Below are 22135 nucleotides of genomic sequence, written 5' to 3'. Positions count from 1 at the left end.
TCACCGTCCCCGTCGGGCTCGCCTGCAGTCACGGTGACTCCTCTTCTTCGCTGGTGCTCCGGCTCCTTCCCCCTTGTGCGAGGAGGCCGGGGCCGAGCCCGGTGCCGGGCAGATGTCATTGCACCACAGAGCCCCTGGACGCACGCGCCTTCGGCCCCCGCGTCCGGCGGTCGGGCACGGCTCCCGGTGCAAGGCCCGGGCCTCGCAGTCACCTGGCCGGCCCGGTCCTTGGCTGTAGGCTCCACCAGGGACTTGTCGGGCCCCGGGGGATGAACGGTGAGGAGGCCGGCGCAGTGGTGGCAACAGGAGGGGAGCCGCGGCGGACGCCCGGCCCGGCAGCACCCAAGCCTGGACCGGTCAAGCCCGCCCAGCGGTGGTTCCAGGCACGTCCCTCTCCGTACTCCTGGGAACAGGAGGCGCTGGACCACGTCAGGCGTCTGCTGCCCGCGGCCGAGCCGTACCGTGCCTGGGCGACCTTCTCCTTCACCGCCCGGTCGGGCCGGGTCAACGAGTGCGACCTGCTGGTCGCCGTCCCCGCGGGCCTCTTCCTCATCGAGATCAAGAGCCACCCCGGCGAGCTCCGCAACACCGGTTCCACCTGGAACTTCCGCGGACAGGACCGCACCCGCACCCTCAATAACCCGTTGCACTTCAACGATGTGAAGTCCAAGGAGCTGCGCGGCCAGCTCCAGTGGGCCGCCCGCAAGCTCTACCGCAGCGACCGGATGGTTCCGCGTATCGAGCCGGCCGTCTTCCTTTCGGCCCCCGACCTGGTCAGTCACCTCGACGAGGTCCAGCGCCTACGGGTGTACGGGCGCGATGACGGCGCGAGCGGCCTCAGCCGCATCTGGCAGGACTTCCTCGGACTGCCCCCCGACCGGCCCGAGCGGCGCATCACCGAGGAGTTCTCCCGGCACCGGCTGCCCGAGCTGCTGAAGACCGTCGGCATCCGCCAGTCGACCGCTCATCTGCGTTTCGGGGACGCGTGGAGGATGGAGCCGCACCCCCTCGACGCAGGGGCGTCATGGGAGGACCGCCTCGCCAAGCGGGACGACGGTCTGGCGCAGGAGGAGGGCCGCGTCCGCATCTACCTGGTCAGCCGGGGCGCGACCGACGCGGACCGGAGAAAGACGGAGCGCGCGGCCCGCCGCGAGTACCAGGTCCTGCAGGGCATCACGCACCGGGGCATCGTCGACGCCGTCGAGCTGCGCGACCACGAGGGCGGGCCGGCGATCCTCTTCCGTCACCGGCACAACGACCTGCGCCTGGATCAGTACCTGGACACCTACGGGAGCAGGCTCACGCCCGAGATCCGCCTCGATCTCGTCCGCCAGCTCGCGGAGGCCGTCCGGCATGCCCACAGCCGCTCGCTGTACCACCGTGCGCTGGCGGCCCGGTCCGTCTATGTGTCGTTCCGGGGCGAGGGTGCCAGCCCCGAGCTGCGCATCACCGACTGGCAGACCGCGGCCCGAGACTTCGACAGCAACGCCACCTTCTTCCGCTCCCTCGGCGGTTCCGCGTTGGACGCGGCGCTGATCGAGGACGCGGCGCATGTCTACCTCGCCCCCGAGACCGACCAGCCCTTCCCTGACCCCGGGGACCTGGACGTCTTCGGGCTGGGTGCCATCTCCTACCTGATCCTCACCGGCAGGCCGCCGGCCCCGCAGCGCAGCGTTCTGAAGGAGCGGCTGCGCACCGAGGCGGGGCTGCACCTGTTCGCGGTCGCCGACGGTGTCTCCGAGGCACTCGACGCCCTGGTCTTCCGGGCCACCCGCGCGGATGTCAATGACCGGCTCAGTTCCGCGGAGGAGTTCCTGGACCTCCTCGACGAGGCGGAACGGGCCGGCGCTGTCCCCGACTCCACGGCAGCGCCGGTTCTCGACCCGCTGGAGGCGCTGCCCGGCCAGGCACTGGACGACGAATGGTCGGTGCGCAGAGTCCTCGGCACGGGGGCCACGGCCCGCGCCCTGCTGGTGGAGCGCGCCGTGGAGGACGACGACGGCACGCTCCGCGTCGAGGACCGCGTGTTCAAGGTGGCGCTCGACGAGCAGAAGGCCGACCGCTTGCGAGCGGAGGAGCGCGCGCTGAAGCTGGTCGGCGGCGGCGCCGTGGTCCAGTTGCGCGGCGACGGGCTGCGCGAGGTCGGGCCGCGGACGGTCCTGCAGCTGGAGTACGCCGGGGAGCAGTCCCTCGGCGCCCGGCTGCGCGGCGCGGGACAGCTCAGCTACGACGACCTGGAGCGTTTCGGCGAGGACTTGTTCCTGGCGCTCGACCAGCTTGCCGCGAACGGTGTCCGCCACCGGGATATCAAGCCCGACAACCTCGGCATTCAGCGCCGCAAGGACTTCACCTGGCAGCTGAAGCTGTTCGACTTCTCCCTGACGGATGCCTCCGACCGTGATGTGAAGGCCGGAACCCGCGGCTATCTCGATCCGTTCCTCGGCTCGGTGCGCCGCCCGCACTTCGACGACCACGCCGAGCGTTACGCCGCGGCCGTCACCCTGCACGAGATGGCGAGCGGTGAGCGTCCGCTGTGGGGCGACGGCCGCACCGATCCCCTCACCAACGAGTCCGCCGAGCTGCACATCGCCGGTGAGGTCTTCTACCGGCCGTTGCAGCCCGGCCTGACCGCGTTCTTCCGGCGTGCCCTGCACCGGGACATCGAGCACCGCTTCGACACGCTGCGGCAGATGAAGGACGCCTGGCAGAAGGTCTTCCGGGACGCCGACACCGACCGGCCGCCGACCACCCCTTCCACGGTCGGCGCCGAGGCGGAGGACACCGAGCAGGCACGGGACCGTGCGGCGCTTGCCGCCGACGCGTCCACCGAGCTGGAACTGGCCGGCCTGTCGCCGCGCGCCGTCACGGTTGCTGCGGGGCTCGGCGCGACCACGGTGGGGCAGCTGCTGGACATCCAGCCGTCGGTGATCTCCAAGGCCCGGGGTGCCGGTCCGCTGGTGCGCAAGGAGCTGAACCGCCGCCGCCACCAGTGGGCGGCCGCGCTGCGGGGGAAGGCCACCGCACCGGCCGCCCGCAAGGCCGCCTCTCCGGCGGTGGACGAGGACCCGCGGGCCGGGGTGACGGGCATCCTGTCGGTCGACGACATGGCCGGCCGGCTGACCCCGCCACCCGGCCGCAAGGGCTCGCACCGCGCCGGCGTCGTGCGCCTCACTCTCGGCCTGCCGCCCGAGGACGGCGGCGTCTCCCCGCTGGGCCCCTGGCCCGTGCAGGCGCGCATCGCCGAACACCTGGGCATCAAGCAGCCGCAGGTTTCCCGCCACCACCGTGCGGAGATCAAGCTGTGGGCCGAGGGCGAGTGGCTGCGGGCGGTGTCCGACGAACTGGTCGAGGTCGTCGCCGGCTTCGGCCGGGTGATGACCGCTTCGCAGGCCGCCCAGGAGCTGCGCGCCCTGCACGGGGCGCGGGACGACACCTCCGAGCGGGTGCTGGCCCGGTCACTGGCGGTGGTCCGTGCCGCTGTCGAGGCGGAGACCCGCGAGGAGGCAGGCCACGAACCCCGCCTCGCCGTACATCGGCGCGGCGACACGGTGCTGCTGGCGTCCGAGTCCCTGCCCGGCACCGACGACCCGAACCCCCAGGAGCTGGCGGACTACGCGGCGGAGCTGGGCGCGACCGCGGAGAAGCTGGCAGGCCGGGAACCTTTGCCGGGGCGTGCCGAGGTAGTGCGGGAGCTGCGCGCGGTGCCCGCCCCGGAGGGGTTCACGCCGCTCGCCGACACTCGTCTGGTGACCCTGGCCGCCGCCGTGGCCTCGTCCGTGGTGCGCCACTCCCCCCGCCTGGAGCTGTACCGGCGCGACCTGGGCCTGGAACGCGCGCTGCGCATTTCGCAGGCCGGGGCCGGTGTCCGGGCGGACCGCGGGATCACCGCCACAGAACTCGTCGCCCGGGTGCGGGCCCGGTTCCCCGACCTCGACGTCCTGGAGGACGGCCGGGAGCCGACCCCCGTGGTGCTGGAGGATGCCCTCCAGGCGGCCCGCTTCGATCTGCGGCACGACGACGAGGCCGGACGGTTCCTTCCTCCGGCGCCGAGATCGACCGGCCCCTGGTCCTCCACCGGCTCGGTCACCAGCATGCTCCCCCCGGCAGGACCCCGTGCGCGCCGGGAGTCCGACGACCCCTGCGGCGCGCTGCGCGAACAACTTACCGAGTGCGCCGACCGCGGCGGTTTCCTCGCGCTCACGGTCAAGGCCGCCCGCCTGCAGGGCACGGCCGAGATGATCGCCGCCCGCTTCCCGGTGGTACCCGTCGACCTCGGGGCGCTGTTCCTGCGGGAGTTTCGGCAGCTCGTCGAGGAGAGGGGCCAGGACTGGCGGACGGTCCTGCGTGCCGACGCGGCCTCCGCGCCCGGCCGCGTGAAGCCGGGCCTCGCCACCTTCGTCCGCGTCGTGTGGCAGCGCGTCGCCGAGGACCTCGACACCCGCTCCACCGAGCCGCGCACAATCCTCTTCCTCCACGACGCGGGCCTGATCGCCCGGTACTGGGACGAGGGCGGCCGTGCGTTCCTGGTCACCCTCCAGGCCGCCGCCCGCCGGCCCTCCGGCGGGCCGCACGGACTGTGGCTGCTGTGCCCGATGGAGTCCCGCACCAAGGACCCGCATCTGGACGGACAGCCGGTGGAGGCACTGCGTAACGACGGCGAACTGGCCTACCTGGACGGTGGCTTCCTGAAACAGCCGGTGTAGCAGGCCGACGACTGTCCGCTTGTCAGCGGGATCGGCAAGAATGCGCTCATGGTGGCGATCATCAAGTGTCGAGATGACGAGAGCGAGTACCTCGGGCTTCTCGAGCGCCTGCATCAAGCCCGGCGGCACGACTGGGAGTGGACGTTCACACGTAGGCGTGACCAGTGGTCGAAGGGGAGCCATCTGCTCCTGATCGCTTCCCTGGACGCGCACGGGCGCTTTCGGATCACCCGCGTGGGGAAGTCCGTCCGCCGACGGGGGGCGAAGCACCAGGAGCAGCAGCTGAGCGTCACCCACGTGCGGCAATTGCGCAGACCCCTCGCGCTCGATGAGCTGCTCGACGGACTCACCCCGAGTCAGCGGCGCCACCATGTGGAGGAGGGCCAGCAGACCAAGGGCACGGGTGAGGCGCTACGCGCTCTGCTGTTGCGACTCCGGCCGGAAGTCACCGAGGCCGTCAAGCTGATCGAGGGGGCCACCGAACCCTGGAGCTTCGGGAGCTCGCGCGCGGCGCAGGAAGTGGCACTGCAGCGTGACGCAACGCTCGCCGTGACACGCATGGCAGGTATGCAGGTTCCTCGTCTGGCGGAGTGGGACCCGCCCGCCGAGGAGCTGTACGACGACAGGGTGCCGCCGCTGTTTCTCGACCTCGTGGGTGAAGGCAATGGGCTTGACGAGCCGCTGGACCGATCAGGGGGGTTTCAGCAGGAGCTGTCCGCTTCTTCCGACGAGATACTGAGCGAGCAACCGGCACTTGAGGACCATCTCGTCACGCACGACACCCACACGATGCGCGGATGGTTCAGCGACGAGACCAACCATGTGGCCTGGCGCGAGTTCCGTGAACACGGGCGCACGCTGCTGGTCGCGAACGCCAACCGCACCCCGGCTGAGCAGCTCCTCGGTTGCGACGTCATCTTCTACAACGTCTCGCGCCACAGCCTCGTCCTCGTGCAGTACAAGAAGCTCGACGCCGCGCGAGGCGGCTACTACTACCCGAACAGCGATGGGAACCTCGCCAAGGAGCTGATACGGATGAGGAGCTTGGACCGGTATGCGGAGATGCAGGCCAGTCTGGGCGACGAGCAGCGGCTGGACGCCAGCCCGAGCTGGATCAAGCTCTGCCATCCGCGTTCCGTGCTGCCGCACACGACGGAGATGATCCACGGTATGTACTTCTCCCGGCGGCAGTTCGAAGCACTGCGTGACGACGGGCGGCTGAAGGACGGGCGCCAAGGCGCCGTCCGGTTCGGCTACAAGAACGTCCCCGGCTACCTCGACAACACGCTGTTCACGCGTCTGGTGGAGACCGGTCAGATCGGCACGACCGGTACGAGCACGGACCTCGTGCGCCAGCAGGTCATCCGCAGCTTCCACGGACGGCGCAACCTCGTCCTCGCGGCGCTGAGTGGGGAGCAGCCGCCGCAGGCGAAGCGGAACGCGCAGCGCCGGGGCGGGTATTGAGGCTTTGACCGTCGAGTGCTCCGATTGACGGCTGCTCGGTAGCGGCCCTGGGGCGGCGGGCCGCCGGGTGGGACGCGGGCCCCGCCCGGCGGCTGCAGTTCGGTGTCAGCCGCTGGGCATACGTGGCACTCCGCCCCTGCGGCTGATGTTGAATGCCAGCCGGTAGATGTCCGGGATGTCGACCGCGCCTCCGCTGCGTCGAGTCATTACGCCCAGCTCGATGAGTTCCTCCAGCACCGCGGCGGAGCTGTCCAAGTCCCGTGGACCGCTGCCGGAACGCGAATCTTTCAGGTGTTCCCGTACCTCAGCGGTCATCGAGCCCTGGTGCCAGGCGTAGTAGAGGGCGGAGGGTTCCAGGGGGACCTGGCTGTTCTTGAGCTGCTCTACCGCGAGGGCCGCCCAGCCGATGTCGTCCCACAGCTCCTCCACCCGGTTCTTGGCGGCGGAGTGGATGCTCCCGCGGATGGCCTCGTAGTGCAGGGGTGTCGGGTGGCCTGCGTGCTGTTCACCGGTCAGCACCGCGGCTTTGCACAGGGCCTTCAGCCACGTCCGGGGACTGACCCGTCCCTTGCCGTCCTGGAGGTGGTTGGGCACCCAGGTGTAGGTGTGCCCCTTGCGCCGGTCCGTGCCCATGAACGGACCGGCGAGCGTGATGAACACCTCCTCCTGACGTTTCCCGTCCGCTAGGACATGGACGGGAGCGACGTGACGGCCACCCTGTTCGGTCCAGTTGCCGGTCGCCGCACGGAACATCTCGGCCTCGGGAGTGGTGTGGTTGCCCAGCTGGTGGAAGAGCAGCCCGTAGAGGTTCTCCCGGCTCCATTCCAGGTCTGCGGCGTTCGCGCCGAGTTTGGAGGCGTCGGCGAACATCTTCGGGGCGTTTTCATACATGTCCGGCCGTACAAAAATTTTGGCTCGCAACGTTCCAGTGGTGAGCCGCAGTTCGAGTGCCAGCCGGAACAGCTCGGACAGCAGCCGGTCCGTCTGTCCTCGCTCGCGGTGCAGGTGATCGAGGGCGTCGAAGAGCAGGACCAGCGTCTCCCCGCGTTCGCGACTGCGGCGATCGGCTTGGGCGATGGCTGTGTCATATTCCTCCGGGTTCGCACGCACCCACCGGACGCGGTCGGCCCAGCCCTTGATGTCCTGGACCTCGGGGACGTCCAGGGCCATCAGGACGATCGCCGACCACAGGTCCGCAGGGTCCACGCCGTCGTTGACGAGCTTCTCCCGCGTCCGCTTCATGGGAAAGCAGGGCTCACCCTCCCCCTTGTCCTCCAGCGCGAAGGCGGTGACCACCCGGGTGCGCCGGAGCCTGGGCATCATGTAGGAGGAGGCAGCGATCTCCCTGAGCCGCTCGTTGACCAGGGCCTTGGCCCAGAACGTCTTACCCGTGCCACGCGCTCCGCGCACCACGGTGATGTCCGGGTCCAGCGCCAGCCGGTGCGAGGACGGAGTGAACAGGGTCCGCAGATCGGGCTCGGTCGTGTTCGCGTCGGGAGCCGAGATGAGCGCGTCGATCAGCAGCGTGCGGTAGTCAGCGGGCGTCGGTTCGCTCATCACGCGTCCTCGTGCGGTTCGGGCAGCAGGCGTTCCACCGCAGTCGTGAACTTGCTGTATGCCGCTTCCACGAAGGGCAGCTCGGGCCAGCGGCGGCTGCGCAGCGGGTCGAGCCCCACCAGGTCGTTGCCGAAGAGGATGGGGATTGCCGCGTAGGGGGCGTCGTCCACATCGCCGTCGGGTGAGTAGAACGGCTCCTCCTCGTCCTCGTTCTCGTCGGGGAGGTTGTACAGGGTGTCCATGAACAGGTCGTAGGCATGTCTGCGGAGCGCACCCAGCCGTTCCGTGTCACCCGCCGAGTGGAACATTGCGCCCACAATCCTGATTCTTTCCCGGAGTTCGCGGGCGCGGTCGGGCCGGCGCTGCCACTCGGACAGCAGCATCCGGTAGCCCTCCCAGGTGGACGGGTTGTCCACGGCGAACAGCAGGGCGAGTCCGCTGAGCCGGGTGAGCGTGACGGCGGCGATGTCGTGTATTCCGGCGCGGCTGTCGAGCAGGACATGGTCAGGGCGCCGCGCGAGCCTTTCGACCTGGTCCTCGCATGCGGCGACCGCCTGCTCCAGCCGGACGGCGAATGGACGTGGGGAGGTGCTTTCGCCGGTGGCCGGCAGATCGGTGTAGATGCGGTTCAGTTTCGATAGGTAGTTGTACGGCTGCCCGGCCAGCGGCAGCCCGCAGGCCGGGGCGAGGAAGACCTCCCCGTTGCCGTGGTAGTTCAGCAGCGAGGCGCGCCCGACGAGTTCGAGGCTGTCGGCGTTGCTGACTGCGGCCTCCACGAGGTGGTCGACGATGCCGTGCTGCGGTCGGCCCGCCTCGTCCGAGAGCAGGTTGGACACCCCGGGGGACTCCAGGTCGAGGTCGACGACGAGCACGCACCGGCCCAGGTCGGCCAGGTGACGGGCGAGGACGGCGGTCGCTGTCGAGCGGCCGACACCGCCCTTGAACCCGTACAGGGCAACGCGCCGGTTTCGTCGGGAGCCCGGAGTGCCGGTCGCGCTGTCGTCGTCGCGCTGGAGCCAGTCTGTTCCTACGACCGTGCGTTCCAGCGTGCAGAGCCTCCCGACACCGTCGGCGCGTGGCTTCACCTCGGTGAGTTCCGGTGCGTCGAAGAACAGTTCCGGCGCGAACATGGAGTGTGCGGTCTGCACCGGTTCGACTCCGGTGAATGGTCGTGTCGCCTCGGCGAACTGAACGCGCAGTTTGTTGAGTTGCGGGGAGTCCGACGGGAGTTTTTGTTGTATGTCGTCGATGAGCAGTGAGGACCGGCCGAGCAGGTCACGGGCCAGTACGACGTCCTGGCCGAGCGCCGCGGCCTCCTCGGCCACCTTCTGCGCGGCCAGCCAGGAGCTGTCGAAGCCCGCGTGGGGTGTCGTCATGCGAGGGCCCCGGTTCCCAGCACCCGTGCCTGTTCGTGCGCGGCGAGGAGCTCGTACGCCGCCCGGAGGTGCCGGCGGAGATCAGCATCGCTGATCGCTGTACCGTCGCCGTACCTGTCGGCCACGTTCCAGTCGTGGAACGGGTTGTGACCGATCAGCCGTAGGAACAGGGTCCCCGTCTCGCGCGCTCGCCGGCGGTCGAGAAGCGTCGTCAACTGCCCCCACAGTTCCGGAAGGTGCTCGTGCAGGTACTCCGTGCGGGGCTGCTTGCGCCTCTTGCCGCCGGGCGGGTTCAGCTGTGCGTCCAGCTTCAGATCTTCGCTGTAGGGCCGCTGCTTGTCGTTGAGCCGGGACCCCAGGTAGTCGAGGAGGATCGCCTTGATCGCGCATTCGGCGGCCAGTCCCGCAGAATGATCGGCGGCGATGGTTAACCGGCGGTCGGCGGCCAGCCTGGCCGCGTGGTAGTGATGTCCGCTCGCATCCCGGAAGGCCGGTGGAGGGGCGGCGGAAGTTGTCGGAGCCGTCACGCCGATCACCCTATCGGCGTGATCGGCAGGGAAGGGAGCGTTTCCGCACCGGAGGCGCCCTGCGCCCATTGGGTGTGGCCTGTGGGCGTGGCCTGGCAGGATGAGGGGTCTGAGCGCGGTTGACCACGGTGGACGAGAGAGCTGTGAAAGACGGGCAGTGCTATCGAGAAGGAAGCGGTACGTGACGGACGTCAAGGCTGGTGTGGACCCGGCGGCCCTGCTCAAGGACCTCAAGCGCCAGGTCACGGCGCTGGAGGATGATCTGCGGGCGCGGGCCGAGTCCGTGGACGAGTTCCGCGAACGCCTGAAGGCGGAGTACCAGCGGTCCCGGGCTGCCCGGCGCACCGCGGCGACATACGGTGCCTGGCGTGACGAGCGGGTCACCCAGTCCGCGGCGGCCTGGGTGCTGGCCTGCGTCTTCGTCCGCTTCTGCGAGGACAACAGCCTTATCGACGAACCGTTCATTGCCGGCCCGGGGGAGCGGCTCGCGGAGGCCGAGGCCCGGCATGAGGCGTTCTTCCGAGACCACCCGACCAAGAACAACCGGGACTGGCTGTTCGCCGCTTTCCACGCCGTCGCCACCGCCAACGACACTGCGGCCGGCCTCTTCGACGAGGCCCACAACCCACTGTGGGACATCACGCCCGGCTATGAGGCGGCGACCGAACTGCTGTCGTTCTGGCGGCGGTGGGGCGCCGAGGGGGAGATCCGCTACGACTTCACCGATCCTGAGTGGGATACCCGCTTCCTCGGCGACCTGTACCAGGACCTCAGCGAGCACGCCCGCAAGACCTACGCGCTGCTCCAGACCCCGGTGTTTGTGGAGGAGTTCATCCTCGACCTCACGCTCGAACCGGCCGTCTCCACAGACGCGTTCGGTCTGGACCCGGTGTGGGAGGGCCCTGATGGGGAAGAACGGCGCGGCCTGCGCACCATTGACCCGGCCTGCGGCTCGGGCCACTTTCTGCTGGGCATCTTCCACCGCCTGATGGACAAGTGGCGCGCCGCAGAGCCGGGGACGGACATCTGGACGTTGGTACGACGCTCCCTGGAGTCGGTCCACGGCTGCGACAAGAACCCGTATGCGGTGAGCATCGCACGCTTCCGGTTGCTCGTGGCCGCCATGCGGGTGGCGGGGGCGCGGAGACTGAAGGACGCGCCACCGTTCCCGATCAACGTGGCGGTCGGGGACTCGCTGCTGCACGGGCGGGACGCGGCGGGTATCCAGACGGACCTGGACACGCTGTTCGCCGAGGTGCAGATCGGGCGTAAAGAAGGGGCGTTCGCCTATTCCACGGAGGATGTGTGGGAGTATGCGAAGCGGGTTGATTTGCTGGGACGAGGTTCTTATCACGTGGTGGTGGGGAATCCGCCTTATATTACGGTCAAAGATAAGCAGGAGAACGACAATTACCGTCTGTCCTACGACGCTTGCGCGGGTAAGTACGCGCTCTCGGTGCCGTTTGCTCAGCGGATGTTCGAGCTTGCGGTGAAGGGCGCGGGTGGGCGTGCGGGGGGAGGTGGATTCGTGGGGCAGATCACCGCGAACTCGTTTATGAAGAGGGAGTTCGGTAAGAACCTTATCCAGGATTTTTTCTGGAACCGGGTTGAACTGTCCCACGTCATCGATACGTCTGGTGCCTTTATCCCCGGCCACGGGACTCCGACGGTTGTCCTCGTGGGTCGGAATCGTGTACCCAATCCGGACCGGAAGCTCCGAGCCGTGCTGGGCGTGCGGGGTGAGCCTTCGCAGCCGGAAGACGCGGCGCAGGGGTCCGTATGGCAGTCGATCGTCAAGCAGGTGAGGGTGCCGGGGTCGGAGTCCCAGTGGGTTTCTGTAGAGGACGCGCCAGCTCAAGTGTTCAGATCACACCCCTGGTCTGTAAGTGGTGGTGGCGCAGGAGATCTGCAAAGCCGCGTTGCATTGGCACTTGCGACTCTCGGGGATCGTGCTGAATCACTGGGTATTACGAGTTTTACTTTGGAAGATGACCTGTACCTTCTGCCTGAGCGCAGTGCCAGACGGTGTGGTCTTAGTGCTGCTTGGACTCGCCCCATGGTGACCGGTGATATGCTCCGAGATTGGGCGGGTGGTGGTTTCGAATACGCGATTTTTCCGTACACCGTTGATATGACTCCAATAGCTGTTGAGGAGCAACCTCAGTTGCTTCGCTTCATGTGGCCATGCCGGACTACGATCTCGAACAACTTCCTCTTCGGTAGAAAAACAAAAGTAGAAGGCGGTCTCAAGTGGTCTGAGTATGGCCGCTTGACGAAGAGTAAACTCCGGACTCCTTTGTCGATTTCTTTTGCCTTCGTGGCGACGCATAACCATTTCGTGCTGGACCGAGGAGGGAAGGTTTTCAAGCAGTCTGCGCCCGTGATCAAGCTGCCCGAGGAGGCTAGCGAGGATCAGCACCTGGAGTTGTTGGGCGTGCTGAACTCTTCGACTGCCTGTTTCTGGCTGAAGCAAGTGAGCCAGAGCAAGGGGGGGAGTGGTCTCGGGCGCGGTCTACAGGACGAGGACTGGGAGGAGCGTTACGAATTCACCGGAACTAAGCTCCGAGAATATCCCTTGCCCGAACAACTTCCGTTGAAGCTCGGTCGGGATCTGGATCTTCTTGCATGCGAATTGGCGGGTTATGAGCCATCCGCTGTGAGTGAGGCGAGTGTCCCCATGCGGGGCACTCTTGACGCGGCACGTACCAGCTATGCCGCCACGCGGAACCGGATGATTGCCAAGCAGGAAGAGCTGGACTGGGAGGTCTACGGTCAGTACGGATTGCTCACTCCGTCAGAGGTGGCTCGTACCGTCGTGTCCGACCACAGTGCTTATCTGCCCGAGGTGCAGCTAGGTGAGCGGGCTTTTGAGATTGTGCTCGCGCGGAAGATGGCCTCAGGAGAGGCGGAGACTGTTTGGTTCACCCGGCACGGGTCCACTCCCGTCACCGAAATCCCTGCTCACTGGCCCGACTGGTACCGCGATATTGTGCAGGCGCGTATCGAAATTATCAACTCCCACAAGGACATCGCCCTCATCGAGCGCCCCGAGTGCAAGCGGCGCTGGTCAGCCGAACCGTGGGAAAAGAAGGAACGTACCGCGCTGCGGAACTGGCTGCTGGACAGGTGCGAGAAGCAGGAGCTTTGGTACGAGGTTCGCGAAGGGCTCAAGCGGCCTCGTCCGATGACCGTCAACTACCTTGCCGACCAGCTCAGCACAGACGTGGATTTTGTCTCCGTCGCCGCGCTCTACGCCTCCGACCACCTCGGTAAGCCCGACCTGCCCCTCGCGCAGACTCTCAGCGAAGTGATCGCCGACGAGCACGTGCCCTACCTCGCCGCGATGCGCTACAAGGACCCCGGCCTACGCAAGCGAGCCCAGTGGGAGGAGGTCTGGCGGCAGCAGCGCGAGGAGGACCGTACCGGGGAGCGGCTCGACATCCCGGTACCGCCGAAGTACACGTCCGCCGACTTTGCCCGTGCGTCCTACTGGTCGAACCGAGGCAAGCTCGACGTGCCTAAGGAGCGGTTCATCTCCTACCCCGAGGCGGGGCCCGACAGCGACTCGACGCTGATGCTGGGGTGGGCCGGCTGGGACCACAAGGACCAGGCGCAGGCGCTCTTCGAGCTGCTGGCCGCCCGTACGACGCGGGACGGCTGGAATTCCGAGCGGATCGTTCCGCTGCTCGCCGGGCTTCATGAGGTCATGCCGTGGGTCAAGCAGTGGCACGGCGAGTACGACGACGAGTGGGGTGACGTACCGGCCGACGAGCTGGAGGCCGAGTACGAGAACCAGCTCCGCAAGCGACAGGTCGGCGTCGAGGAGCTGAAGGCCTGGCGTCCAGTGCGGAAGACACGTGGCCGCAAGGCCGCGACGAAGCGGCCTGCCGTGGACGTGGAGTAGCCGCGACGCGTCAGGTGGGGCAGCGACAGGCGCTGCCCCACCGGAAGGTCACGCGCGCGAGTCGGTCGCCAGCGTCGTGAACGCTGACCAGGCATCGCGGGAGACGGCCAAGGACGGCCGCTCGGTGTCCTTCGAGTCGCGGACAAGCACGGTCTCCGGGCGTACAGCGACCTCGATACAGTTGTCACCGCCACCGCCGCTATAGCTGCTCTTGAACCAGGCCAGCTCGCTGGTGCTCATAGCGCTCCTCGCATCTCTTCCAGCAGGCTCACCGTGGCTTGATGGCTCAGAGCCTGCGAGCGCATCTTGCCATAGCGCTGGAGCACGTGACTCACCGATTTTGGGTCGCTGATGAGCATGCTGGTGCCGTGGCCCTCCACGTAACCGACCCAGCGGTGATCGGCCGTCTCGGCAAGGTACATCTCCCCCTCGAAGCCGGAGTGCTCCTCTTGGAGCAGGGGCATGACCTGAAGCTCCACGTTGCGATGCTGGCCCACTGCGATGAGGCGGTCGAGGAGTGCCTTCGTTACGGCAGCCCCTCCCATGCGACGCTCCAGCAGTGCCTGTTCGATGACGAAGCTGAATGTCGTATTGGGCCGATCGATGAGAAGTTGCTGCCTGGCCAGCCGTGCCGCCACTTGCTGTTCGGACTGCTCCTCGGTGAGAGGGGGAAGGTACCGGTCGAAGAGAGCTCGAATATAGGGCTCGGGCTGCAACAGACCTGGTACGACTCGGCCCTCGTATGCATACAGCGAGATCGCAGCCTCTTCGATCCCCGCCCACTGCAGGAACCACGATGCCAACCCCGCTTTCCGGGTCAGACTTTTCGCCGCTGCGCCCAGAACCCGTGCCGCGACCGCTCCCAGCGCCTGCTCCGACCGGTCCAGAAGCTCCCGTGGTGGGAAGCGCCTGCCCTGTTCGATCTTGGCGACGTAGGCGGCCGAGTACCCCACCAGCGAAGCCAGTTGCTCCTGTGTCAGGCGTGCTTCCTCCCGCAAGGCCTTGAGGACCGCGCCGAAGGTCTTCAGGCTGTCCGACAGTTCTGACTCGCAGTTGCCTCCCCCGCCCCCGCCTTGACCGACGTTCGCACCCGACCCGCCGCCGTTGTCCGTCGCCATCGCAGCCGCCTTCCCCTGTGCCGCCGGGCCGTACCCGTTCTGTGCCCGGACGCTTGCCGTACTGTGCGCGCTGCGCCACGCGCGACCCGCCCATCGTCACGTACAGCGACAGGTCGAGGCCAGTGAGTCAACCGATACAGCGTCATCTGTATCAGCGCCGGACCTGCCGACAGGGCCTGCACTCCTGACAGGGTGGCCGCCATGTCAGCCCCACGCGCCCCAAGCACGACCCCCACCGGCACGTTTGCGCAGTGCTTTGCCGCCACCCGGCGCGGTGCGCGCCTAGCCCGGTTGCTCGCCGCTCACCAGCTCGCGCAGTGGGGCCATCCGCGCGGCAGCGAAGCGCACGACACCGTCGTACTGGTGGTCGCCGAACTCACGGCGAATGCCGTCCTCCACGGCCGTGTCGTGGGACGAGACTTCGCCTTCTCCCTGTCCCGCGACGAGAGTCGGGGCGTCGTTCGGATCGAGGTGACCGACACTCATCCCGTCCGGCCGGCGCGGCTGGCTCCCGGGCCGGACGAGGCCGGGGGCCGTGGCCTGCTTCTCGTCGACGCGCTCGCCACCCACTGGGGTGTACGCGACCGCCTCGGCCCCGGCAAGACGGTCTGGGCCGAGTGCGCACTGCCTCAGGCTGCGAAGCCACAGCGTCGATGACCCTAGCCGCTCGGGGCTTCTCAACGAGAACGGTCGGGCCAGCACCGGCGCCCGGAGCTGAGCAGGACTGCCTGGCAGAGTTGGGCCGACGTGGCGTCTACCGGCCTGGCTGGCGGGGCAGCATTATGGAGTGACGGACCTGCTGCGGCGGGATACTGATGGCCAGTCAGCACAGCACGCGCGGTGAGGACAAGTTACCGGGCACCCCGTGGAGTCCCCCCACGCCTGCGCCGGACGGTGACGCGCCGCCCGGGGATGGCAAGCACCGCAAGGACGACGGCAACAAGGACGACAGTAAGTGACCGTGCGCACCACGCGGTGGGCCGCGGCGTTCTGGCAGTGTGAGTTCGCCGCGCTCCCGCGTGCCCGGTTCCTGCCGGACCTGATGTGGCCGCACGACATGGCCACCCGCACCGCGCGGCCGGTGGACCGCCGTACCGACCCCGACGGTTGGCGGTCCGCTGCCGACGCCAACATGCCGGTGGTCACGCAGTGGGACGACGGCCGGCACTCCGGCACCGCGCCGGGCACTGAGCCGACCAGCTCCGCGTCCATGCCGTCCGTGGTGGCCGCGATGCTCGCCGCCGCCGAGCTGAAACCCGGGCATCGGGTGCTGGAGATCGGCACCGGAACCGGCTGGACCGCCGCCCTGATGGCACGGCGGCTCGGCGACCAGGCGGTTACCAGCATCGAGATCGACCTGGACGTGGCCGCCGCAGCGAAGTCGGCGCTCGGCGCCGCCGGTCTGCACCCGCGGCTTCTCGTCGGCGACGGCCTCGCCGGGCACCCGGACGGCGCACCGTACGACCGGCTGATCTCCACCATGGGCCTCCGCGACATCCCCGCGGCCTGGCTGCACCAGGTCCGGCCCGGCGGGCTGATCGTCACCCCCTGGGGCACGCGCTACAGCAACGGCGACGTCCTCACCGTGCTCACCGTCAACGACGACGGCACCGCGACCGGCCGGTTCCTCCAGCAGCTGGAGTTCATGAAGGCCCGCTCCCAGCGCTACGCCCACCCGGCCTTCGCCCCGGACCTGGAACCGGTGGCCGACTCCACCTGCGAGGTGGACCCCTCGCTCTTCGAGCGGTGGCACCCTTTCGCCTTCGCCGCCGGGCTGCTGCTGTACGGCATGACCCACGCCGTGCAACAGCACGACAGCAGTGACCGCACCCTGTGGCTGTTCGCCCTGGACGGCAGCGCCTGGACCGCCGCGGTCCTTCCGGCCGACAGCACTACGGCCACCGTCCGGCAGGTCGGCGACCGGCGGTTGTGGGACGAACTCACCGCCGCCCACACCTGGTGGCGAACCGCCGGGGAACCTGACCTCGACCGGCTCGGCATCACCATCACGGCGACCGGCTGGACGGCCTGGCTCGACACCCCCGGCCACCCCGTGCGTGGTCAGGCTTGAGGCGTCAGCCACTCCCGTGACGAGTAGAACGTTGTGGTCCGACCCCTCGCTCCGGACCGCCTCAGCGGACCAGGTGCGACAGCCCGGTCCGCTACGAGATGAGGTACCTCCTCAGCGCCTGCCGCCACCCAGCCGGATGTCCTGCGTGTTGAGGCTGCCGAGCATCACCGTCCGTTCGTCGATCACGGCGATTTTCTGGTGCATGACGTGGACGGGCACGATCGTGTGGACGGTGGCCCGGAGGAGTAGGACGTGATGCGTTCGGTGGGGCAGCGTCAGGCGCTGTCCCACCGGGAGGTCACACGTATGAGTCGGCCACCAGCGTCGTTGAACGCCGACCAGGCATCGAGAGAATACGGCGCTGGACTGCACTGAAACCTCGACACAGTTGTCACCGTCACCACCGCTGTAGCGGCTCTTGTACCAGGCCAGCTCACTGGTTCTCATAGCCGCCTGGCTCGGTTGCTGGCCGCTCACCAGCTCACCGAGTGGGGCCATCCGCGCGGCACTGAGGCGCACGAGACCGTCGTTCTGGCCGTTGCCGAACTCACGGCGAACGCAGTCCTTCACGGTCGCGTCGCGGGACGGGGCTTCGCCTTCTCCCTGTCCCGCGACGAGAGTCGGGGCGTCGTGCGGACCGAGGTGACCGGCACCCATCCCGCCCGGCCGGCGCGGCTGGCTCCGGGCTGGACGAGGACGGGGGCTGTGGCCACTGCTGCCATCGACACCGCTCGCCGCCGACTGGGGCGTACGCGATCGCCTCTGCTCCGGCAAGACGGTCCATGCGGAGTGCGCCCTGCCTCAGGCGGCGGAGCCACGGCGTTGTCGGATTCTCTGTCAGCCGCGGGGTCTGGAAGCGAAGATCAGCAGCGGAATCCACGGCTTCCGTGCCGGGGCGTGGCGCCCGGGTAGGGGTGGAACCACTCCTCCCAAAGGCTTTCCTCCATTGCATCCGCCGTCAGAAACGTACGCGCCCTCTCACCCGCGGCGAACAGGCCACTCTTGAGGAATTCCCAGTCGTTGTCGAACCGGGAGATCGGTAGGGCCCGGTACGCTTCGTCCGTGTCAATGAACTCGGTGTCGTTCCAACCGATGTATTGCATCGCGTAGCCGAGTGCCACACTCTCGGCCAGGCACCGCGGTGTGGGGACCTCGCCGGTGAGTAGATCGGCCGCGAGATCGTCGTAGGCGCGGGCGCAGTGAAGCAGGAACCAGTCCGTCTGGGTTTCCGCACTGTCCGGAACGCCGCTTTCCCAGAAACCGCACTGGACGGTTACGTACGTCATATCGGCAAGGCTCCTCAGCTGACGATGAAGGGCGAACGCGGTCCTGGGCGTCACCTCGACCGTGCCACAGTTCTCGCATCCGCGGCCGTCGGGCTCGCAGACGCGGCACATCGCGCAGTCGTCGTCCACGGCGCACCCGCAGTCGGGGCAATCTCCGCAAGCGGTGGTGTCGAAGAGGGAGAAAATGGATACATTGGGCTGTTCCAGATTTTCGGTGAAAGCGCGCACGGTCTTGTAGGATCTCTTGGCTTCCGAATCATTTCGATGCCTGTACTCGATCGCGTCCGCAGCGTCGGTGATAGCCTTCCCAAGGGGCCCCGGCAGGGAAGCTGTGCGCCGACGAACCTCCGAGAGCACGCCTGCTCCTCCCTGGAGTGCCGCGTTGAGGCCGGCGGCGAGCAGTTGGCATTCGTCGCGGTTATCGAACGTCCCGATCTTCGAGAGCTCGGGGCCGCGGGGCGTCGCCTGCATGACGAAAAGCATGGCGCCTTCGCCCTTGGGCTGAGTCAGATAGAATTGCGATTGCGATGGGGAGGAGATATTCGACATGGATGTGCCTCCGAGTGGTGCACAGGCATCGAGCGCGGGCATGCGCGTGGAGCGCCGCCGCTGCGGACTCGTACCTATGGCGTGACAGATGAGGTGAGAGAAGCCGGTGGTCCGGGTGCGTCCGCGGACTCCTTGGCGAAAACACAGCTGGTGATCTGGCGACGAGCGAGATCCCGTTGCTGGTACGTCCAAGTCTGTCACAGGCGGTGGCCGGAACGCCAGCAGCGGTTCGCCGAACTCAGTTGTGGTGGAGGTGAGATGTTGCGCACATGCTCAGCGCCTGCCGCCCAGCCGGATGTTCTGGTTCCAGGCGTTGCTCCGGCCGTTGCGGTCGGTCTTGCAGACCGTGTCGTAGCAGCGCCAGAACCAGGTGCCGTTCTTGCGGCGGCGCAGTTCGATGCTGGTGCCGGCGCAGCGGGCGCACTTCGGCGGACGGGCGAACAGTTCCGCGTGTTCATGCTCCAGCAGCTTCCGGGCGAAGTGGCTGCCCCGCATGGTCACCATGACCTCGCGGGTCCACGACTGGGACAGGCTGTTGAGGCTGCCGACCATCACCGTCCGCTCGTCAATCACCGCGATCTTCTGGTGCATGACGTTGACGGGCACGACCGTGTGGACGGCGGCCCGGAGGTCCGCGATGAGGCCCTGACTGTTCGGGCGGGCCTGGATCCAGTCCGTGTCGTCGCGGATGAACACCGTGACGCGTACGCCCCGCCCGGCCGCCTCGCGCAGCAGCGGAAGGATGCCGCGCACTCGGTTGGCGACCCACGGAGCCCACAGCCAGACCGAGGTGCGCGCGTCGCGGATCTCGTCCTCGAAGGTGCCGAAGAACGTCGTCTCGTCATGGATGTCCGTCACCTCGACGTGCCGGGCCAGGACGTCGGCGAGGGCGGTTCCGAAGACGCCGAGTTCCCGTGCGTTCTCGTGCGGCGGGGTGATCAGCTGCGCGGCCCGCAGGCGCCGGACGCCGGGGGAGCCGACCAGCGCGGCCAGGTGGGTGAAGGCTGTGCCGTTCTTCGCGGTGCTGATGCGCTCCCAGCTTCCGATGACGTAGAGGCGGGTCTGCGCGCGGGTGGCCGCCACGTTGAACAGGCGCACACCGCTGCGTGTCCAGTCCGAGGCGCCCGGCCCTCGATGTGCCATCGACATCCACAGGTCGTGCCCGTCCGCGCCCTCGACCGTGTCGAAGACGACCACGGGGAACTCCCGTCCCTGGAACCGGTGCGCGGTGCCCACCTCCGCCAGTGGGTCACTGCTCTCCACGTCCCGCAATGCCTCCAGGGTCGCCTCCGCCTGGACTCCGTAGGGCGTGACGATGCCCGTGTCCTCGCCCATAGCGTCGTGGTACTCCGCGAGTGCCCTGGCGATCAGTGATCCGGCCGGCCACCAGCCGCTGCGGCGACCGGTCAGGTGGGGTCTGGCGAGTTCGCGAAGTCCGTCGGTGTCGACGAGGACGATTTCGGGGTCGTCGTCGGGCCGGGGCGCCACGGTCTGCCTGCCGCCCCGCAGCATTCCCCCGTACGCGAGGGAGTTGGCCAGGCGCATCACCGCCGGACCGAAGCGGTGCTGTTCGGTCAGGGTGACGCAGGCCGGATGCCGCTGGGCGTCTGCGGGGTCCTGGATACCGGAGTGCTGGAAGACATCGGGCAGCAGCCAGCGCTTGACGTCCGGTCGGTCGAGACTCTTCAGCCCTTCCTCGATGACCGGGCCGAGTTGCATGAAATCCCCGAGCAGGACGGCGGTTCGGGTGGCCTTCGCTGCCGCGAGGATCACCTCGGGCAGCGTCGCCGCGCCCGCCTCGTCGACCAGGACCACGTCGTAGGGGCCCTCGAAGACCGCCTTGTTGGTGCGGAACCGGGCGAGCGTGGTGGCCACCAGCTTCGCGCTTTTGATGATTTCACCCTGTGCGTTGCGGGCGAGGCGCTCGTACTCCTCCTGCACCTGCTGGAACTGCTTCTCCAGGGTGGGACGTCGGGCGGCGTCGGCCGTGACCTGGGGCCGTAAGCGCTCGGCGCTGGCGTGGCGGGCCGGCCAGTCCTGCTGTTCGGCCCGGGAGGTGAGTTCCGCCGCGTCCAGGACGCGGACAACGGCCCGTTCCAGCCGGGTCGCTGCCTCGCGGCGGGTGGTCACGCGATGCAGGGCGGACGTGTACGTGGTCTGGGCCCGGACGAGTGCCTGTTCCAGGGCGGTGATCCGCTCACGCGGGTGGGTGATACCGGCGACCAGGCCCGCCAGGTCCTTCTCCAGCGCGACGACATGAGCCCCGGCCGTGGTGCGCGCGGCCTGGGCCGCGCGGCCGCTCCGGATGGCGTCCTCTTCGGCGGCGGCCAGACGCTCGCGGAGTCTCTGCCGTTTCTCCCGGGAGCGCCACCGGGCCACGGACCGATGGGCGTCGAGCTGCTGCCACTCCGCGCGCAGGCGTTCGGCGTGATCCTCGGAGAGCAGGGCCTCGGCCTCCTTCCGCTCCGCTGCCTTGAGGATGCGGGACTGCTCCTGACGCAGCCCGTCGACCTCCGCCCACTTCCGGCGCGACTTCTGGGCCCCGTCCCGTCGCCGCTGAGCCTCGGCCACGGCCCGCTGTGCTGCCTCGTGGTCCGCCAGGGCGTCATCCAGGTCGGCCGCCGCCGTCTCCGCGCGCTGCCGGGCGGTCACCGGATCGTGGCCGGGCGTGCGCAGCAGCTTCAGCGCCTCGGAATGGGCCGCCGCGTCGAAGCGGACGAGGGAGCTGTCCAGCGCGGCGAGTTCTGCCGCGCGGGTGCGGATGTCCAGCAGTGTGGTCTCGATGAGTCGTCTGCGCTCGGCCGTCTCGGCCAGCCGCTCACGGACCATGAGCGGCAGTGACACGCCTGGGTCGTCGGCTACCTCCCGCAACTGCGGCGGGCCCACGCGGACGATGTCACCCGGGCCGTGCCGGTTCTCCTTCATCACGCCCCACAGGGCGTTGTCGACGGCGATGTTCGTGGCGGACACCAGCAGCACCCGGTCGCCGCGGGCGATCAGGTCGCCGATGGCACGCTTCAGCATCGTCGTCTTGCCGGTGCCCGGCGGGCCCCACACCAGGTGCACGCCCTGGCCCAGGCACGCGCGGTAGGCATCGCCCTGCGTGGGATGGAACCCGGGAGGGTCGGGGTCGGGCGAGGACGTGCCGCCGATCGCGCCTGTGGCCAGGACGCTCGCCAGTGGTGCCTCGCCCAGCCCGGCGATGCCGTCGCGCAGGGCCTCCACGAGGAAGGTCGGTGGCTGCTTGAGCAGCCACAGGTGTGCGTCCGTGAGTTCGGCGAACTCGGCGATCTTCAGTGTGAGGAGGGAGCCGTTCTGCACGGTCTCCGCAACGGCGAAGCCCGTCGTCTCCATGTCGTCCGGCTCCGGGCCCGCGAGGCGCAACGCGTCGAGCTGGTCCGGTCCGATGTCGGAGCCGCGCAGATCCACCGCGTACCAGCCGGCCTCCCTGGTGGGCACTGCCCGCCCCACGCGCCGCCAGCGCGGTGGCCTGCCCGCGCCGCCCGTGATCGCCACAAGCTCCCCCAGAGCCGTGACGATCTCCTCTCGCCACCCCACCGGCAGTCGCCTCCGCTCCCCG

At 68.5% G+C, this 22135-nt stretch carries 13 protein-coding genes; 5 read left to right on the top strand and 8 right to left on the bottom strand.

The features are described 5' to 3' along the window. Window positions 1-296: 296 nt before the first annotated feature. Entirely contained in the window at window positions 297-4703 is a 4407-nt protein-coding gene (gene pglW, locus PJ985_RS14510) for a BREX system serine/threonine kinase PglW (protein WP_271684161.1), read from the top strand. 48 nt (window positions 4704-4751) lie between these two features. Beyond that, window positions 4752-6167 carry a hypothetical protein gene (locus PJ985_RS14505; RefSeq protein ID WP_271684160.1) on the top strand — a complete coding sequence of 472 codons (1416 nt, stop codon included), beginning with the start codon at window positions 4752-4754 and terminating at the stop codon, window positions 6165-6167. A 105-nt stretch (window positions 6168-6272) separates the two neighbouring features. On the opposite strand, the gene PJ985_RS14500 is transcribed toward PJ985_RS14505, so the two are convergent. From PJ985_RS14500 to PJ985_RS14490, 3 genes are read right to left on the bottom strand one after another with little or no spacing between them, the layout of a single operon-like run. Then, on the bottom strand, window positions 6273-7724 hold the full coding sequence (locus PJ985_RS14500) for an AAA family ATPase (protein WP_271684159.1): 1452 nt from the start codon (window positions 7722-7724) through the stop codon (window positions 6273-6275). Then, the gene (locus PJ985_RS14495) at window positions 7724-9100 is read right to left on the bottom strand and encodes a KGGVGR-motif variant AAA ATPase (RefSeq protein ID WP_271684158.1); all 1377 of its coding nucleotides are present in this window, start codon (window positions 9098-9100) and stop codon (window positions 7724-7726) included. Before PJ985_RS14495 ends, PJ985_RS14500 begins: the two co-directional genes overlap by 1 nt. Further along, the gene (locus PJ985_RS14490) at window positions 9097-9627 is read right to left on the bottom strand and encodes a hypothetical protein (RefSeq protein ID WP_271684157.1); all 531 of its coding nucleotides are present in this window, start codon (window positions 9625-9627) and stop codon (window positions 9097-9099) included. The genes PJ985_RS14495 and PJ985_RS14490 overlap by 4 nt, the downstream gene beginning before the upstream one ends. Before the next feature lie 181 nt (window positions 9628-9808). Here PJ985_RS14490 and pglX point away from each other — a divergent pair, with 181 nt between their 5' ends. After that, the gene (pglX, locus tag PJ985_RS14485) at window positions 9809-13531 is read left to right on the top strand and encodes a BREX-2 system adenine-specific DNA-methyltransferase PglX (RefSeq protein WP_271684156.1); all 3723 of its coding nucleotides are present in this window, start codon (window positions 9809-9811) and stop codon (window positions 13529-13531) included. Window positions 13532-13579: 48 nt separating this feature from the next. On the opposite strand, the gene PJ985_RS14480 is transcribed toward pglX, so the two are convergent. Continuing rightward, window positions 13580-13771, bottom strand: a complete 192-nt coding sequence (locus tag PJ985_RS14480; RefSeq protein ID WP_271684155.1) for a DUF397 domain-containing protein — start codon at window positions 13769-13771, stop codon at window positions 13580-13582. Further along, window positions 13768-14649: a helix-turn-helix domain-containing protein gene (locus tag PJ985_RS14475; RefSeq protein ID WP_271684154.1), complete on the bottom strand. Its 882-nt coding sequence runs from the start codon at window positions 14647-14649 to the stop codon at window positions 13768-13770. The genes PJ985_RS14480 and PJ985_RS14475 overlap by 4 nt, the downstream gene beginning before the upstream one ends. Window positions 14650-14850: 201 nt before the next feature. Here PJ985_RS14475 and PJ985_RS14470 point away from each other — a divergent pair, with 201 nt between their 5' ends. Together PJ985_RS14470 and PJ985_RS14465 are read left to right on the top strand one after the other, a co-directional pair. Then, window positions 14851-15306 carry an ATP-binding protein gene (locus tag PJ985_RS14470; protein WP_271684153.1) on the top strand — a complete coding sequence of 152 codons (456 nt, stop codon included), beginning with the start codon at window positions 14851-14853 and terminating at the stop codon, window positions 15304-15306. A 298-nt stretch (window positions 15307-15604) separates the two neighbouring features. Next, a complete protein-coding gene (locus tag PJ985_RS14465) occupies window positions 15605-16720 on the top strand; it encodes a methyltransferase domain-containing protein (RefSeq protein ID WP_271684152.1) in 1116 nt (371 codons plus the stop codon). Window positions 16721-16831: 111 nt separating this feature from the next. Here PJ985_RS14465 and PJ985_RS14460 read toward each other — a convergent pair whose 3' ends face one another. From PJ985_RS14460 to PJ985_RS14450, 3 genes are all read right to left on the bottom strand, one after another. Next, the gene (locus PJ985_RS14460) at window positions 16832-17167 is read right to left on the bottom strand and encodes a DUF397 domain-containing protein (protein WP_271684151.1); all 336 of its coding nucleotides are present in this window, start codon (window positions 17165-17167) and stop codon (window positions 16832-16834) included. 416 nt (window positions 17168-17583) lie between these two features. After that, the gene (locus PJ985_RS14455; RefSeq protein WP_271684150.1) at window positions 17584-18555 is read right to left on the bottom strand and encodes a hypothetical protein; all 972 of its coding nucleotides are present in this window, start codon (window positions 18553-18555) and stop codon (window positions 17584-17586) included. A 273-nt stretch (window positions 18556-18828) separates the two neighbouring features. After that, a complete protein-coding gene (locus tag PJ985_RS14450; RefSeq protein ID WP_271684149.1) occupies window positions 18829-22113 on the bottom strand; it encodes an AAA domain-containing protein in 3285 nt (1094 codons plus the stop codon). Between the last annotated feature and the right edge of the window lie 22 nt (window positions 22114-22135).

Source organism: Streptomyces sp. ACA25 (assembly GCF_028200735.1).
Classification (GTDB): domain Bacteria; phylum Actinomycetota; class Actinomycetes; order Streptomycetales; family Streptomycetaceae; genus Streptomyces.
This window is presented reverse-complemented; position numbering and strand designations above follow the sequence as displayed.

What these genes read in the sequence shown, in the direction of transcription:
- PJ985_RS14480 (WP_271684155.1), bottom strand. Translation starts at nt 13,771, where the DNA reads ATGAGCACCAGCGAGCTGGCCTGGTTCAAGAGCAGCTATAGCGGCGGT.
- PJ985_RS14495 (WP_271684158.1), bottom strand. Translation starts at nt 9,100, where the DNA reads ATGACGACACCCCACGCGGGCTTCGACAGCTCCTGGCTGGCCGCGCAG.
- PJ985_RS14460 (WP_271684151.1), bottom strand. Translation starts at nt 17,167, where the DNA reads ATGAGAACCAGTGAGCTGGCCTGGTACAAGAGCCGCTACAGCGGTGGT.
- PJ985_RS14475 (WP_271684154.1), bottom strand. Translation starts at nt 14,649, where the DNA reads ATGGCGACGGACAACGGCGGCGGGTCGGGTGCGAACGTCGGTCAAGGC.
- PJ985_RS14505 (WP_271684160.1), top strand. Translation starts at nt 4,752, where the DNA reads ATGGTGGCGATCATCAAGTGTCGAGATGACGAGAGCGAGTACCTCGGG.
- PJ985_RS14455 (WP_271684150.1), bottom strand. Translation starts at nt 18,555, where the DNA reads ATGTCGAATATCTCCTCCCCATCGCAATCGCAATTCTATCTGACTCAG.
- PJ985_RS14500 (WP_271684159.1), bottom strand. Translation starts at nt 7,724, where the DNA reads ATGAGCGAACCGACGCCCGCTGACTACCGCACGCTGCTGATCGACGCG.
- PJ985_RS14470 (WP_271684153.1), top strand. Translation starts at nt 14,851, where the DNA reads ATGTCAGCCCCACGCGCCCCAAGCACGACCCCCACCGGCACGTTTGCG.